The 16,263-nt window shown below is 49.2% G+C and carries 16 protein-coding genes; 5 read left to right on the top strand and 11 right to left on the bottom strand.

Translation table 11 applies throughout. From position 1 onward, the window contains the following. From KTH89_RS12650 to KTH89_RS12665, 4 genes are all read right to left on the bottom strand, one after another. Complete coding sequence (locus KTH89_RS12650; RefSeq protein ID WP_238721962.1) at nt 1-1,131, bottom strand: carbohydrate kinase family protein; 1,131 nt, start codon at nt 1,129-1,131, stop codon at nt 1-3. A 13-nt stretch (nt 1,132-1,144) separates the two neighbouring features. Further along, the gene (locus KTH89_RS12655; protein ID WP_158346034.1) at nt 1,145-2,074 is read right to left on the bottom strand and encodes a class II fructose-bisphosphate aldolase; all 930 of its coding nucleotides are present in this window, start codon (nt 2,072-2,074) and stop codon (nt 1,145-1,147) included. A gap of 27 nt (nt 2,075-2,101) precedes the next feature. Continuing rightward, nucleotides 2,102-2,644: a D-lyxose/D-mannose family sugar isomerase gene (locus tag KTH89_RS12660; protein WP_238721963.1), complete on the bottom strand. Its 543-nt coding sequence runs from the start codon at nt 2,642-2,644 to the stop codon at nt 2,102-2,104. A 275-nt stretch (nt 2,645-2,919) separates the two neighbouring features. Continuing rightward, complete coding sequence (locus KTH89_RS12665; protein ID WP_238721964.1) at nt 2,920-3,264, bottom strand: transporter; 345 nt, start codon at nt 3,262-3,264, stop codon at nt 2,920-2,922. 515 nt (nt 3,265-3,779) lie between these two features. Between KTH89_RS12665 and KTH89_RS12670 the strand changes: the two genes are divergently transcribed. Further along, nucleotides 3,780-4,652, top strand: coding sequence for a cation diffusion facilitator family transporter (locus KTH89_RS12670; protein WP_238721986.1), 873 nt, complete (start codon nt 3,780-3,782; stop codon nt 4,650-4,652). Between the two features lie 8 nt (nt 4,653-4,660). Here KTH89_RS12670 and KTH89_RS12675 read toward each other — a convergent pair whose 3' ends face one another. Then, nucleotides 4,661-5,527, bottom strand: coding sequence for a hypothetical protein (locus tag KTH89_RS12675; protein ID WP_238721965.1), 867 nt, complete (start codon nt 5,525-5,527; stop codon nt 4,661-4,663). Nucleotides 5,528-5,656: 129 nt separating this feature from the next. Here KTH89_RS12675 and KTH89_RS12680 point away from each other — a divergent pair, with 129 nt between their 5' ends. Next, on the top strand, nt 5,657-6,373 hold the full coding sequence (locus tag KTH89_RS12680; protein ID WP_158346076.1) for an AzlC family ABC transporter permease: 717 nt from the start codon (nt 5,657-5,659) through the stop codon (nt 6,371-6,373). Continuing rightward, nucleotides 6,370-6,696 carry a branched-chain amino acid transporter permease gene (locus KTH89_RS12685; protein WP_158346078.1) on the top strand — a complete coding sequence of 109 codons (327 nt, stop codon included), beginning with the start codon at nt 6,370-6,372 and terminating at the stop codon, nt 6,694-6,696. The genes KTH89_RS12680 and KTH89_RS12685 overlap by 4 nt, the downstream gene beginning before the upstream one ends. 121 nt (nt 6,697-6,817) lie before the next feature. On the opposite strand, the gene KTH89_RS12690 is transcribed toward KTH89_RS12685, so the two are convergent. Both KTH89_RS12690 and KTH89_RS12695 read right to left on the bottom strand, forming a co-directional pair. Then, entirely contained in the window at nt 6,818-6,982 is a 165-nt protein-coding gene (locus KTH89_RS12690) for a hypothetical protein (RefSeq protein ID WP_238721966.1), read from the bottom strand. 106 nt (nt 6,983-7,088) lie between these two features. Then, on the bottom strand, nt 7,089-8,030 hold the full coding sequence (locus tag KTH89_RS12695) for a 2-hydroxyacid dehydrogenase (protein ID WP_238721967.1): 942 nt from the start codon (nt 8,028-8,030) through the stop codon (nt 7,089-7,091). Nucleotides 8,031-8,253: 223 nt separating this feature from the next. On the opposite strand from KTH89_RS12695, the gene KTH89_RS12700 reads away from it, so the two are divergent. Beyond that, entirely contained in the window at nt 8,254-9,306 is a 1,053-nt protein-coding gene (locus KTH89_RS12700) for a metallophosphoesterase family protein (protein ID WP_238721968.1), read from the top strand. Nucleotides 9,307-9,313: 7 nt separating this feature from the next. Next, nucleotides 9,314-10,927 carry an ATP-binding protein gene (locus KTH89_RS12705; protein WP_238721969.1) on the top strand — a complete coding sequence of 538 codons (1,614 nt, stop codon included), beginning with the start codon at nt 9,314-9,316 and terminating at the stop codon, nt 10,925-10,927. A gap of 120 nt (nt 10,928-11,047) precedes the next feature. On the opposite strand, the gene KTH89_RS12710 is transcribed toward KTH89_RS12705, so the two are convergent. The 4 genes from KTH89_RS12710 to murC all read right to left on the bottom strand — a co-directional run bounded on the left by KTH89_RS12710 (nt 11,048) and on the right by murC (nt 16,057). Next, complete coding sequence (locus KTH89_RS12710; RefSeq protein WP_158346086.1) at nt 11,048-12,220, bottom strand: ribose-phosphate pyrophosphokinase; 1,173 nt, start codon at nt 12,218-12,220, stop codon at nt 11,048-11,050. Next, entirely contained in the window at nt 12,220-13,212 is a 993-nt protein-coding gene (locus tag KTH89_RS12715; RefSeq protein ID WP_238721970.1) for an ATP-binding protein, read from the bottom strand. The genes KTH89_RS12710 and KTH89_RS12715 overlap by 1 nt, the downstream gene beginning before the upstream one ends. A gap of 24 nt (nt 13,213-13,236) precedes the next feature. Beyond that, nucleotides 13,237-14,340, bottom strand: coding sequence for a DnaD domain protein (locus tag KTH89_RS12720; RefSeq protein ID WP_238721971.1), 1,104 nt, complete (start codon nt 14,338-14,340; stop codon nt 13,237-13,239). Between the two features lie 337 nt (nt 14,341-14,677). After that, nucleotides 14,678-16,057 (bottom strand): UDP-N-acetylmuramate--L-alanine ligase, encoded by a 1,380-nt coding sequence (murC, locus tag KTH89_RS12725; RefSeq protein ID WP_238721972.1) that lies wholly within the window; start codon nt 16,055-16,057, stop codon nt 14,678-14,680. Between the last annotated feature and the right edge of the window lie 206 nt (nt 16,058-16,263).

Below are 16,263 nucleotides of genomic sequence, written 5' to 3' on the forward strand. Positions count from 1 at the left end.
CTAATTTTTCTCCCAACCGGCGTTTATTTTGTCACGAAGCTGATCGAAAGTCAGCAGTCCGCTTAACGCGTCATAGGCGGCGACACAGGAGGCCCCTGTGCCCGCAGCGTACTGCATGGCTTCCTGCCAGGTGTTGCTGTTCAGGACGGAACACAGGAAAGCGGCGATACTGGTATCGCCTGCGCCGGTACCGGATAGGATGCGGTCGGGACGGTAACTTTTTTCAAAATGTTCCAGATTATCCCATTTTATCATAGTTTCCGGCAATCCGCCACCAATTTGGGCGATCCGGTCCTGGCTGCCGGTGCGCAGATAGATACCGGGCGCGCCGCACTTGATCAGGATAACCTTCGCACCCATATCCAGCAGCCGGTCGGCCAGTGGACGCACATCTTTTTCAATGTCCAGCACAGAGGTGACGTCGCCGCCGGCCGCCCGTTTCACCCACTCCTGATATCTGGGGCGGTCCAGCATATAGGCCAGTTCCTCTACGCTGGGAACGAAGAAGTCCACATAAGGGAGAACGGCGGACAGAATCTCTTCCCAGTCAATTTTTCCAACCGCGGCATTTTCGTCGATGGCGGCGAAGTCCAGTGAGGTGGCGACTCCCATCGATTTCACCTTTTGAAAGAGCTGAACCAGCTGGCTTCCGTGATCGGAATACATATTCTTCATGAGAGGCGGATATCCGAAATGGAACAGGGCGGCATCGCCCACCAGGGAAAAATCAATGTCATCCATGCCAAAGGTATCGTTGGCGCCGGAACAATGCAGAAAAATCCGGTCGATCCCCACCGGCGCCAGCACCACCGAGTAGGAGGTAGCGGAACCGTCAGATACGATCATGCCCGCGGAAGCGTCATATTCTTCTAATTTTGAGAGAACCAGATCGCCAAAGGCGTCCTTGCCGACCTTCCCCATAAGGCGCACGTCGGCTCCGAGAATTTTCATGGCGAGCCCGGTGTTGGCGACCGCTCCGCCGGTATGGACATCGGCCTCCCCCATCTGGATCAGACGTCCGGGAACAAACATTTCGTCAATACGGCAGATCTTTTCGTTAGGAAAAGCAGGGGTGATATCCAGGCAGATATGCCCTGCGACGATTGCCATCCTGGATTTTGCGTTATCCATAAGAATCCCCCTTCTATTTTCCAAGTGTGCTGAGCACTTCTTTGGTTACCAGTTGTACGATAGCTTCGATATCGGCGGCGCTGCGATGCACTTTTCCGGTGGAACCGAACAGTTCCAGTTTTTTAATGACGGCGTTTTTAATGGCGAGGACAGCGGCGGGAATCAGATCGATCAGTCCCTTTTCCATCTTGTCGAAAGCCTGCAGTTCCGCTTCCACAGCTGCGATATTGATGTCGGTAAATATATTAACCTTACTGATTCCTTTTTCAATGGCTTTTTTAAAGTCCGCGTCGGCCAGGCCGGAACCTCCGTGCAGTACCAGCGGCACGGATACGGTCCGGGCGATGGTCTGTATACGTTCAAAGTCCAGTTTGGGCGGCAGCTTGTAAGCGCCGTGAGCGGTGCCTACAGCGATCGCCAGCGCGTCCACGCCGGTTTTTTCCACGAAATCTTTCGCCTGTCTGGGATCGGTATAGAATTTGGACGGATCGGAGAGCGTGGAATTTCCCTCGTGGGAACCTTCATTGTCTCCTACGTGTCCCAACTCGCCCTCGATGGTAGCACCGAAGGAATGAGCGATATCGGCCATCTCTTTGACTTTTTGAACGTTCACATCATAGGGGTCTGTGGAGCAGTCATACATGATCGAAGAGAAACCAAGCTCCAGAGCTTTGATGCAGGTTTCTTTCCTGAGTCCGTGATCCAGGTGGATGACTACGGGCACACGCGCTTTTTTCGCCATTGGGATCAGATAGTAGGACACTTCTTCCAGCGGACCGTAGGGGAACAGAACCTCAGCGGTTCCCATAATCACGGGAGAACCGGTTTCCTCCGCCGCGCTGATGATACCTCTGGCCAGTTCCAGATTGACGGCGTTGAATAAACCCACCGCATATTTACCCTTTTTCGCGGGGATAAGTACATCGTTCAGATTTGCTAACATAATAAATTTCCTCCTTGTGTCACGTGTTTACTCTATGGTGGGGATACGGTTAATACGGGTATCGGTAAAAATATCGTATTCATCGTAACAATGTGTGCTGAATTCGCTGACTACGGCGCCCTCGCTGCCGGCCTGGAACCAGTGTTTGGTTCCGGGATACAGCGTATACTGCTCTCCGGGCTCTAATTTTACTTCGTGGAATACGGTATAATAAGCCTCATCTCCGGCGGGCGGCGCAGCGCAGCGGTCTTCGGTGGCCTCACCCTCCACATACAGGTATACGGTACCCATACGGCAGCGGAACGTTTCCTCTTTTCCGGGATAGTCCTCCCCTACCGGAGGATGCAGGTGCTCAGGGCAGGTCTGGTGAGGCAGCAGAACCATTTCCTTGGCGCAGCATCTGTCGGTATTTATGTAAACAATACTTTCAAGTCCGGTACGCATCACATCATCCAGTCCAAAATCTGCCACTTCGATTGCGTCTTCCTCGGCGGAAGTAAGCGCAATGTGCGCGCGGGAAAAGTAGTCGAGCGTTTTTTCTCTGAGCTCCAGGTAAGTTTCTTTGGTCATAGGTGATTCTCCTTTCAAAATTTGATTTTTATGGATCTGGTTGGTAAAAGAGTTTTACTAATTAAAGTATATATGGAATGTGGTCCAAAGTCAATCATAATTTGCCAAGAATATCTATATACAACGATGAATAAACGATGAAAAATTTGGGCTTTTCCCGATTTTGCCAAACGGTTACAGATACCAGGAATATTAGAGGATAGGTAAAAGTATTTTACCATATATAGAGTACCGCTAAGACCTCTGAACCGCGTATTGCATATGCGCCGTACGCATTATTTGTTGTCCGTCCGACGGAGAAATTCTACGAAGGCGAATATAATGGAGATAACCGTTAGAACGGATACAATAAGCTCCGATATGTTGTTAGCATAGTCTGCCCGGGATGGAATAACGATACCTAATACCAGGAAAAAGCTGCACCAGATCAGCCCTAAGGTGAGCAGCAGAAAAGTAATGTATTTGAAAATGGCAGCAAATTTGTTTAGTAATCTGCGGGTGTTCAGTATCTCCTTTTCGGAGTAACTCCGTTTTTTTATAATAGATTTAATAATTCCTATGAAAAAACCTACGAATAATCCAACTGTGATTGCGATACAAATGTGATAATAATCCGTCATCTTTTCCTCCAATGGGTTTCGGCTGTCTGGGATCGTTATAGTTAAAGTTCTTTTATTCTATCATATATTGGTTGAGATAGCTACGAATGGTTTGTTATCAGCCAAAATATAGATTAGAAATGATCAAGATTTCATTAAAATTTATTATATCAGACTCTGTCGTTTGACTTTAACTCAGAGAAGATTTTTTGTTACCTTAAATTGCCGATATTACCAGTTATTTCCTGGTGCCGGGAACACCTACAGAGAATATAGAAAATAGCATATAGAAAATATAGGGAATATAGGAAAAAAGTGATTGCATTTTTAGGATGAAACTAATATAATAGTAAGAATTATATTTTCCAGCCTGAAGGAACGGGAGGCAATGATGTATGAAAAAAGATAACACAATGGAAAAAGAGTACATAACCGGAAAAGATATCACATTAGAAAATAAGGACAAAAATGAAAAGATAAACAATATAGAAGATACGGGCGCAGAGAGGAAGAATGCGGTCAAAGATGCAGGCGGTATAAAAACGGAAAAACAGACAGCGATACAGGTGTCTGTAGTCAGCATAGTCGTAAACCTGTTGTTGTCCGCCGCTAAGCTGGCGGCAGGAATTATTGGCCGGTCCCAGGCGATGCTGTCTGATGCGGTGCATTCTGCCTCAGATGTGTTCAGCACGTTTATTGTGATTATCGGTGTCAATATATCCAGCAAGGCGTCAGATGACGATCACCAGTACGGGCATGAACGGATGGAATGCGTTGCTTCTATATTATTGGCGACGATTCTGTGTGCCACCGGTATCGGCATTGGTATGGTCGGGATTAACGATATTATCGGGGGAAATTATGAAAATCTGAAGATTCCGTCCGTGCTGCCGCTCAGCATGGCCGTGATTTCCGTGGTCGTGAAAGAGTGGATGTACTGGTACACGAGAGCCGCAGCCAAAAAGATTAACTCCGGTTCGCTGATGGCGGATGCATGGCATCACCGGTCGGACGCGTTGTCCTCCGTGGGCAGTTTCGTGGGTATTCTGGGAGCGCGTCTGGGGCTTCCGGTGCTGGATCCGATCGCCAGTGTAGTGATCTGTATTTTTATTATCAAAGCAGCTTATGATATATTCGCAGACGCGATTTCGAAGATGGTAGATAAATCCTGTGACGATGAAACGATTGAAAAAATGAAGACAGTGATTCTTAGCATAGACGGCGTCAAAGAAATCGATGAACTGCGGACCAGGTTGTTTGGAAATAAAATCTATGTGGACATAGAGATCGGGGCGGACGGGGACCTTACACTCCGGGACAGCCATTCGATCGCGGAGGATGTACATCTTAAAATAGAAGAAGAGTTTCCCGGATGTAAGCACTGTATGGTCCATGTGAATCCCAGGTAATCCGGCGCTTAGGGCCAGGGGGAGTCAGGATCGGCCCCGTAGATCTGTACGATCTCCAGAAGGGGGCTGTTGGCGATATCCTTTGGGGTGACGATCATCCCGGAGTCGGAGTCCAGATCATACCCAAAGTGAGCATAAGCGAGCCAGACCAGATGGGAACAATGGGTCCCGGTTACGGAACCGGGCGGCTGGTATTTGGGACTTAAGACTCCTGCCGGAAAATAATACGGAATGTCGTTTAAATTGTCCATAGCGGATCGGGCGATGGCTGCCCGCTCTTCTTTCGGAGTATCTTTTAGACGGAGCACCAGAAAAGAAGGAAAAGTCCGCCATTTGTCATAATCCTGGGTTTTGGAGTTGCGTCCGATCACCACGGATTCCAGTGTCGTTTCCGATTCCGCGTCTATCACGAGAGCCGCGTGGCCGTTGCGCCAGCCTCCGATGTGGGAATTTTTTGTGATAAGGATGTCCCCGTCTTCCAGAGGAGCCAGTTGGGTGTCCGGCTGCCAGTAGCCATCCGGGCCGATGGAGTGCTCTTCCTTGGATATGGGGCTGTTCCAGGTACATTCATATGGAACGGAGGCAAAGAAAGCCTGCTGGATCTCCAGGATTTCCTGTCTGCCCGCGGCGCCTTTTGCCAGAAGGGCATCTACCGCCGGCTTTCCCAGACCGGCCTGATTATAAAGGGTTCTGTAATCCGCCTCGGTAAGGGCGGAACCGGACAAAATTCCGGTCAGGTCCGACATGGAATAATCAGGAGGAATATGGGCGCTTCGCTCCGCGAAATTACCGCTTATAAAAAATATACATACGATACATGTAAGCAGGGCAAGGCTTAAAAACGCAATCCATCTGCGGGAACTTTTTTTCTCCATACTTAACCACACTTTCAAATCCGGTATTACGGCGCTTCTATTTTTATTGCGCTAAACAGTAAAAGTATTATATAATATTCAAAGACTGCCATATAAGGCCATAAAATATACATATCGTGAGGTTTTTTTATGAGTAATGAGAAAAAAGCGGTGCTCAGGGTTGCCTGTAAAGCGGCTTTTCCCCATACGATTCCGGTACTGACCGGATATATTTTCCTGGGGATGGCTTTTGGAATCCTGCTGAACAGCAAGGGGTACAGCGCCTGGTGGGCGCTGCTGATGAGCGGATTGATCTATGCCGGCTCCATGCAGTTCGTGGCGATCGAGCTGCTGGCCAGTATCTTTAATCCGATCCAAACAGTCATCATGTCCCTGGTCGTCAATGCCCGGCACCTGTTCTATGGGATTTCCATGCTGGATAAATTCAAAGACATTGGCAAAAAGAAAGGATACATGATTTTCGGTTTGACAGATGAAACCTTCTCCCTGTTGTGCGGAGCGAAGACGCCGGAGGGGGTGGATGAGAATTGGTTCCGGTTTTTTATCACTCTGCTGGATCAGACTTACTGGGTTTTAGGGTCCGTAATGGGCGGTGTGATCGGCAGCATGTTCAAATTTAACACAACGGGTATAGATTTCGTGATGACCGCCCTGTTTATTGTGATATATCTGGACCAATGGAAGAGTACGAAAGATCATTTTCCGGCTATCGCCGGTGTGGTAGTAACGGTATTATGTCTGATCGTATTCAAAGCGGACAACTTCCTGATCCCCTCGATGATCGGGATACTGATTGTATTGGCCCTGTATAAGAAAATATATGACGGGAAGGGGGAAAAAAGATGACGCCCATGCATGCGTTTATCACGGTGATGCTGATCGCGGCAGCCACGTTTGCCACTCGCGTGATTCCCTTCCTGGTGTTCCCCGACGCGGACAAAGCGCCGAAATTCGTCCGCTATCTGGGCAATGTGCTGCCCTATGCGGCCATCGGAATGCTGGTGGTCTACTGCCTGAAAGGAGTACATCCCACCGTCTCGCCGTATGGTCTCCCGGAACTGATCGGGGTGGCCGCTGTGGCCGGACTGCATCTGTGGAAGCGGAACACTCTTTTGAGTATTGGCGCCGGGACAGTGTTATATATGCTGTTGGTGCAGTTTGTTTTCTGAGTATATTGACGGGATAGGAACATTTTCCTGCAATAAAAAGGCATAGCTGCTGGGATAAGCTCAGCGGCTATGCCTTTGCTGCGTCATATGTACTTTGTGAACGAAGCGGATCTTTTTGCAATCAGCACTGCAACATATTTTCCGCATCCTTAATATAATTGTCCACATCTTCGCGGGTGATAACATCCGCAGTATTCCACCAGCTAGGCCGGCCTACGCCCAGTTTTCGGCGGGCATCCGCATAATATTCTTCCGTTTCCGGACTTTCAAAATTCAGATTAATCATACACCCAACTCCTTTTCGCGTAACTGGTAAGTAATTTCTACATACCTGTAGTATAGTACAATTACGCCAAAAAGCAAAGCGTTATTTGAGAATATTAATGCATATGTTACATAACATGGACCGGAGTCCCATCCATCCATTTACGGATGTTATCGAATACGATGGCGGCCCGTTTAACCAGCGCCTCTTTGGTTGCAAAAGCTACATGCGGAGTGACCAGGGCGTTTGGAGCCTGCAGGAGGGGATGGTTCCCGGGGATGGGGGGCTCCGTTTCAAATACGTCGATTCCGGCAGCCGCGATTGTGCCGTCCGAAAGGGCGGCGGCCAGATCCCCGCTGTTGACGACGGGGCCGCGGGCGGTGTTGATCAAGACCGCATTTGGTTTCATGAGTTTTAAATTATCCCGGTTAATCAGGTCTTTGGTGTCGGCGGTCAAAGGCACATGCAAAGAGACAACGTCGCAGACGAATAATAATTGATCCAGGGAGACGTTAGTTACCCCGTCTATTGCTTTTGGAGTTCTTGAATAAGCGTACACATCGCAGCCAAATGCCTGAGCGATTCGGATGACGCGGCTTCCGATGGCGCCGGTGCCGACTACGCCGAATTTTTTTCCTTCCAGTTCAAAACCAACCAGTCCGTCTTTGGTTTGGCCGGCGCGGACAGCACGGTCGCAGGCCGGAATGTTCCGATAGATGGAAATGAGAAGCCCGAATACCAGGTCGGCCACCGCGCAATTGGAATAGCCGGCGCAATTGCAGATCATGATACCCTGGCGGCGGCAGGCCTCCACGTCGATGTGATCGATACCGGTAAAGGCAACGGACAAGAGCTTTAACTTCCGGCATCCCTCTATCACCTCCCGATTCAGCGGAAGGTTCGACACGACCAGAACCTCAGCATCCTTTCCCCTCTCAATCAGACCGGCCGTATCTGTAATTCTGGTATCATAATACATAATTTCAGCCTGGGCGCCCAGTGCCTCCCGCGCCATATTTAACAACAAATCCTGTTCCACTCCCAGTGGTTCCGCAATCACAATTTTCATAATCAGTATCCTTTCTAATAATGATCGATAGAAAGGGACATGTCCATTTCGTTTTGTCCATTTCATTATCTGTTTTTCTATTTTATCACTGAATTTGGAAAAAGGATAGCTCCATTGCGGAAATAGCGATAGAAACAAAAAAGAACAAATGTTTGAAAGAATAATGCCTGATATGCTATAATGGTGAGGCATAATAGACCTATGCGAAGGATTGGAGGTAATTATGAGATTTATTCATATAGCAGACGTGCATCTCGGGGCGGAGCCGGATCGTGGTTACCCCTGGGGAGCCCGCAGAGGCAGAGAGATCTGGGACAGCTTCCGGTCGGTGATTCAGCGGGCCGGGGAAGAGCAGACAGATCTGCTGCTGATCGCCGGCGATCTGTTCCACCGCCAGCCGCTGAAGCGGGAGATAAAAGAAGTGGATTCCCTGCTGGCAGGCCTTGTCAGGACGAAGGTGGTTATGATTGCCGGTAATCATGACTATATCCGCAACGATTCCTATTACCGGAATTATGAGTGGAGTCCGAACGTGACCTTTCTCAGGGGTGCAGAATTGGAAAGCGTCTATTTTCCGGAGCTGCAAACGGAAGTTTACGGATTCAGCTATCACAGCCAGGAGATCCGGGAAAACCTTTATGATGGGATCAGGCCCCAAAGACCGGACAGAATCAATATCCTTCTGGCCCATGGTGGAGATGACAATCATATACCGGTCCGCAAGGATCTTCCGGCGGTCAGCGGATTCGACTATATAGCGCTGGGGCACATCCACAAACCGGGAATGCTGGCATCAGGCCGCATGGCATATGCCGGGGCGCTGGAACCCATTGACATGAACGATACCGGGCCCCACGGTTATATTTCCGGGGAGATTGCAAACGGACAGCCCCGGATCACCTTCGTCCGCGCCGCAAGCCGGGAATATTTACATAAGGAATGGCGGATAACCCCGGAGGATACCTTTGAAACCGTACGGGCCGGAATCAGACATTTTATAGAAGAAAACAGCAGCCATAATATTTATAAAATCATACTCCGGGGCCAAAGAGATCCGGACATCTTTCTGGACCAGGAAGAGCTTCAGACGCTGGGAAACATCATCCGGGTAGAAGACGGGACAGAGCCTGATCTGGACTATGAGAAGCTTGAACGGGAACATGGAGACGATCTGGTGGGACGCTATATCCGGCGGTTGCGAAGAATGCCGGATTCCCGGATAAACGAGGATGCGCTCTATTACGGCGTACATGCGCTGCTGCGCGGACAGAGGTAGAAGATATATGGTCATACAGGAACTGGATATAAAAAACTTCGGGAAATTTCATAACAGGCAGATACAGCTGTCCGAGGGACTGAATCTGATCTATGGGGAAAATGAGGCCGGGAAAACGACGGTTCACACTTTTATCCGGGGAATGCTGTTTGGGATGGAGAAGCAGCGGGGAAGAGCTTCCGCTTCGGACGCTTACCGGATGTATGAGCCGTGGGAAAATCCCGTTTATTATGCGGGCGGGATGCGGTTCGTCTGCGGGGGCAAGGTGTTCCGGCTGTCCCGCAGTTTTGCCAGGATTGGAAGAAAGACGGAACTGGTCTGTGAAACGGACGGGGAAGAGCTGTCGGTGGAGCAGGGCGATCTGCAGATGCTGCTGGACGGCATGACAGAAACCGTCTACCGCAATACTTGGTGCATCGGACAGCATAGATCCGGCACGGAGGAATCCCTCGCCCAGGCGCTGGGCAATTATATGGCCGGCTATGAGGAAACCGGCGATACCACGCTGGACGTTTCCGAGGCGGTAAAATGTCTGAAGGAAAATAGAAAAGACCTGAACGCCCGGAAAAAAACACTTAAGCTTGAATGGGAAAAACAGACTCAGAGTCAGGAGCTGAGAGGGGAACTTCTGGAAGAGGAAATCCGTCAGAAGGAAAAGAAGCGCAATACACTGGCGGCGGAAATCTCACAAGCGTCGGCAGCCATGACCACAAGCCGCGTTACTTCGCCTGCTGCGGACATTCCTTCAGATACAGATGCAGAATCTCAGATAAGCCACAGGCGTTCGGACAGGGAGCCGGATCCTTCCCCCGGGAAAAGGTTTCAACAAAGATCTTCGGGGGCGTCGTGGTATATATGTTTATTTCTGATCCTGGCGGGGATTTTGGGAGTTCTATTTTCCCCCTGGATGTGGGCCAGAATTGGATCAGTCGTGATAATCGCCGTAGCTATTACTCTGTTATTCATCAGAAATAGAACGATAAAGGATCAGCAGGAAGCGGAATCGAAAAAAGAAAACGAGTCCCTTCAATGGAAGAAAAAAGAGTGGGCCTGCCAGCAGCTTCTGGATGAAATTCATGAGTTGAAATTAAAACAGGAAGCGTTCGCCTTGGAACAGGAGGAAGAAAATCCGACGCTGGCCCAGATCAGGCGCCTGGACGAACAGCTGGCCGCGGTTGACCTGGCCGAAGCCACGATCCGCCAAATCGCGGAAGAGATCCATGCGGGAATGGGCAGCAAACTGGAACGCACGGTTTCCATGATATTCTCTCAGATGACCGGCCGTAAATACAACCGTATCCACCTGGACGAAAAATTAAAGCTGAGAATTCATACCTCCGATCAGGTGCTGACACCGGAGCAGGTCAGCCGCGGCACCATGGAACAGCTGTATTTCGCGCTGCGCATGGCGGTGGGGCAGCTGTTCTGCCCGGACACCCCGATGCCGGTCCTGCTGGACGACGCCTTCGCCTATTATGACCAAACGAGATTGGAACAGACGCTGCGATGGCTGTCCGCCTGTCCGAACCAGGTGCTTTTATTCACCTGCCATAAGAGAGAACAGGAGATTCTGGATCATTGGGGAATTCCCTACCACGAAGTCCGGTTGACGGATTATTAGTCTGTCATATACAGACACCGGATGGAAAATCGGATAAACTTTGGGACGCAAAGGGGCCGGAGTTCGGCGGGGCGGTTATACAACGGCTCCGTATGAACTCCGGCCCTTTAAACTAAAAATTTATTTATTCTTATATTTTGCCAGCAGTTTCTGGATTCTGTCATTCGGATTCAACAGACCGCTGATAGAGGAATCATGATTCAACGTATCGATAATCAAAGCGATGTACTTACTCATATCGCAGCTGATATAGTAAGGCCTGGACAGCAATTCCGGCGGCTGATAGACGACATTGGTCGTCAGCACCCGGTCGAAGACGCCCTGCTCATAGGCCTTGTCGAATTTGGCCATGCCGTTGGTAAACAGGCCGAAGGTAGAGCACATGAAGATTCTTCTGGCTTTTCTGGCTTTTAATTCCGCGGCTACTTCCAGCATACTTTCCCCGGAGGAGATCATATCGTCGATGATAATCATGTCCTTGCCTTCCACATCCGCGCCCAGGAATTCGTGGGCTACGATGGGATTCCGGCCTTCCACGACCTTTGTATAATCGCGGCGCTTATAGAACATACCCATATCCAGGCCCAGGACGTTGGCCATATATACCGCGCGGCTCATACCGCCTTCGTCGGGGCTGATGACCATCATGTGGGAAGAGTCGATATCCAGGTCCGGCTCATTGCGGAGCAGAGCCTTGATGAACTGGTAGACCGGCTGGACCGTATCAAATCCGTGAAGCGGGATGGCGTTCTGCACTCTGGGGTCGTGGGCGTCAAAGGTAATGATATTGTCAACACCCATGGATACCAGCTCCTGCAGGCCCAGCGCGCAGTCCAGGGATTCCCGGCCGGAACGGCGGTGCTGCCGGCTTTCATACAGGAACGGCATGATTACGGTGATTCTTCTGGCTTTTCCGCCAACTGCGGAGATCACCCGCTTCAGATCCTGATAGTGGTCATCCGGAGACATCCGGTTCTGGTGTCCGCATAGGGAATAGGTAAGGCTGTAGTTGCATACGTCAACCATAATGTACAAGTCATAACCGCGGACGGATTCCATAAGGGCTCCCTTAGCTTCCCCGGTTCCAAAACGAGGTACTTTGGCGCCTACGATATAACTGTCCTTTTCATAATTGCGGAAATAGATCGTTTCCTTGTGTTCGTGTTCTCTGTCACGGCGCCACTTGACCAGGTAGTCGTTGATTCTCTCCCCCAGAGCCTTACAACTATCCAGAGGGATGATACCAAGGGTTCCTACCGGAACGGTCTCGAAAATTTGATCGTCGCTTGTCATTACAGATTTCCTCCTAATTTCTTTTTTATTCTTATATCTTCACCAACCAGCTTCAGCATGGTGTAGTTACTAGTTATTCTGGAAAAGGTCCGTTCGCTGTAGGTGCGCACGAAAATTTCCAACGGCAGATTCGTCGATATGATGACGGATTTTTTCCTGGCAATTCGCTCCTGAACACATAAAAACAACTGGGAGGAGGTGAAGGAATTCGTAAGCTCCGTACCCAGATCGTCGATGATCAGAAGATCGCAGTCAAAGATGTACTGATACATATTCTCTTCCGGACTATTATTGCCGGAAAAGGTATTTTTAGCAAAAATGTCAAATAATTGAAATGCGGTCAGATAGATGACCGAATGCGCGGTATCGATCAATTCTTTGGCGATACAGTTAGACAAAAAAGTCTTCCCGACTCCGGTATCTCCGTAGAAGAAAAGATTGCGATGTTTCGTATCAAAGGTTTTTACAAAATCCAGACATTCCATCACGGCGCTTTTGGCGGTCTCCAGAGCCGTACGGCCGGTAGAGGGATCTTTCACACGGTCATCATAGAATTCATAGGTAAAATGGGAAAAATTCTCTGACTGCAGGATTTCTTTCAGATTGGATTGGGTATAAAGCATATCAATCACTGCCTGTTTAAAGCAATGACACTTGGAATTACCGATAAAACCGGTGTCATGGCAGTCCGGGCAGTCATAAGAAGGCTCCATATAGTCGGCGGGAAATCCGGCCCCGGCCATGAGAGCCTGCCTTTTTTTCGACAAAGCGGCTATGCTTTCTTTCAGGTTATCCAGCGCATTTGGATCTCCGGAGAGCATCTTGCGCGCCTGCTCCACACTTAAGTTGGATATGGACGCGTCCAGTTCTTTAACCTGGGGGAGCGTCTCGTACACCTCCTTGATGCGGGCGTCCTGCAGATGGCGGTTGTGCAGCTGTTTGCGGTTGTATTCCCGAATAATGGTATCGTACTGTGAATTTGTCAGTGCCAAATCGGCGCCTCCTTTGTTGGAATTCTATCTGGTATGTAATAGCTGTTTTTCCAACTGCTCATAGTCATAATTTCGCTGGTGAAAGTTATTAAACTTGTTTGTTTCCGGCGCTGTCTTCGCCCGGGCTGTCTTGCGGGTATCCTTTGTTTTCTCATGTTCCTCATCCAGTGTCCGGATATCGGACAGATGCCGGATGTTGTTGGACTTCCATTTCTTCAGGATGGAATCCGCGTATTCAAAACTGGGCTGATGAATCGAACTGATCGTCCGGTTGCAGGCTTCCAGTATAATATCCAGAGAAAAGGCATATTCTTCCAGCCACTTGCGGATATAAGCGGCTTCCGGCTCGGCAGGGGCCCGTCCCTTGATGCCGAAGGCTTTCATTACCGCATAATAATTCCGGTTATAGGCCGCGGAAGCTTCTTTGGCCTGCTGAATGGTGGAAATATGCGCATCCGACCAGGCCAGCGCGACGGTTTTCATATACCGGAAACTTTTGCTTCCCTTGGAAATACAGTACTCGATCAGATACTCGATCAATTCCGCGGAAAAATGCAGCTCATCATGGAAGAACAGAATATAAGTCACTTCGGAAGGGCTTAAGGGTTTCCCCAGATACTGTTCCGCAATAAAAATCAACTGGCGGATCTCTTCTTTTTGAAGGAAGGCTTCCAGTTGACCGGTCGAATAGGAAGGAAGTTCCGCTGTTTCCTGTCGGGGCGCGTCCTGCCTGGGGGACGTCTGCCTGGCCGTAACAGACGCCGGTGCTTTGGGTTCCGCCGCTGTGACACTCACCTGTTCCTCTGCAAGCTTCGCCGCCTGCAGGCCTTCGGTGATACAAATACTCTTGAGAGACTTGTCCTCCCCGTATTCCAATTGCAGTAAATTCAGCTTTTCCCAGTATTTTAACGCTCGCTTTACATCTTTTTCCGTATGGTTGAACCTGTCCGCGATGGAGGAAATCGATACTTCCGGAGCCTTCGCGGCAGAAGTGGAAAGACAACGCAGCAGGTAAAGATATACCTTCACAAACTCACCGTTTGCTTCCGGCATATATGTGTCGATAAAATGGTTGGAGACCATCGTGGAGTCGGGATTGTTTTTAGAGTATAGATGGATACTTCCCATGTAGTTCACCTGCGCCTTTCATGAAATATGCAGCGCAGATCTTAAACTGCGTCACATTCGAACAACGACATTATAGCATAGGTTTCAAATCTTGCAAACAGCAATTTTCTTAAGTTCAATGGGGTTAAAGTTAAGGCAGTTTTATGTGGATAATGTGGATAATGTGGATAAATCCATCTGTGAATTGTTTGACAATTCTGTACAACCGCTTTCAGAGAGCGGTAAGACGACTTTTGTCGAAATTCATAATTTGTTTATGTTAACGGAGTAATCCACAAAAAAATCCACACATCTATCGGGGCCATTCTGTTGATAAATGTGTGGATAATGTGGATAACTATTGTCCAAGCAGATGTTCCCCAATGCGGTACACGTCTCCGGCGCCCATAGTTATCAACAAATCACCGTGTATACAATTTTCTAATAAAAAGTTTTCGATTTCATCAAAGGATGGAAAATAGTGGGCGTTGACATTCAGCGTTCTCAACTCGGATAATAAATCGGAGGAACTTATGCCAATCGTATTCTTTTCTCTGGCGGCGTAAATATCAGCCAGCACCACATAATCAGCTGCGGACAGCGCCTGGGCGAATTCCTTTAAGAAGGCCTGGGTTCTGGTATAAGTGTGGGGCTGGAACACGCACCAGATACGATTATGGGGATAATTCCGGGCGGCCGATAATGTAGCTGCGATCTCCGTGGGATGATGGGCATAGTCATCCAGAATGGTAACGCCGGCGACTTCTCCTTTATACTCGAAACGGCGGTCCGTGCCGGAGAAGGACAAAAGCCCCTGCTGCACGATGGCAAGCGGTATCTGAAGGCTTTCGGCCAGCGCTATGGCGGCCAGCGCGTTGGAAACATTGTGAATGCCTGGAACCATCAGCTGCATGCGGCTTTGAAAAACGCCGTTTTTATAAAGGTCAAAGGAACCGTGGGCCAGTTCATCGAAGGAGACATTGCGGTATGAATAAGTACAGTCGGCGTTGGAACCGTAAGTAATGACCTGGCAGTCCAGACCATCCGTGATCTCCCCGAAGCGTTCGATCTCCCCGTTGATGATCAGAGTGCCGTCGCTTGGAAGCCGTTTGGCAAATTCCCGGAAAGAGCTGCGGATATCTTCTATATCTTTAAAGAAATCCAGATGATCCGCTTCTATATTCAGTATCAGGCTGATGGTAGGATAGAAATGCAGGAAGCTGTTGGTATATTCACAGGCTTCCGTTATAAATGTGTCCGAGTTTCCTACCCGGATATTTCCGCCAATGGATTTTAAGATGCCGCCGACCGAGATGGTGGGGTCCTTTTCTGCGGCCAGAAGGATCTGGCTGATCATGGATGTGGTGGTGGTTTTGCCGTGGGTGCCGGATACGGCGATGGCGGTGCGGTAATTCCGCATCATCTGCCCTAGGAGTTCAGCCCGGCTCAGCATAGGAAGCTTAAGCTCCAGCGCCCGGTTATATTCCGGATTGTCAGGATGGATCGCTGCGGTATATACGACCAGATCCGGAATGTTATCCAGATTGGAGGCTCTCTGTCCGTAATAGATCCTGGCGCCCAGGGATTCCAGTTTCTCTGTCAGTTCGGATTTTTTCGCATCGGACCCGGAGATGGGAAAGCCCTCCTTTAATAATATCTCAGCCAGGCCGCTCATACTGATTCCGCCGATTCCGATGAAATGTACATGGATCGGACTTTCAAAATTAATTTTATACATAATTTCCTCCAGCAGCACATAAACTGTGCCATAGATTTAAGTAGATGTGAAAGTTTAGTTTCACAATTACACTTCCTATTAGAAATACAGTTTAAAGATACAGTATTGTTTAGAACTAATTCGGTACACTTTTTCCCCGCGGGATTTAAACTCCACGCCGGGAAAGGCGCCCAAGACGCCGGGATGACGATGGTTATTTCTGTAAG

It is taken from the genome of Diplocloster agilis, assembly GCF_019042275.1.
GTDB classification, from domain to species: domain Bacteria; phylum Bacillota; class Clostridia; order Lachnospirales; family Lachnospiraceae; genus Diplocloster; species Diplocloster agilis.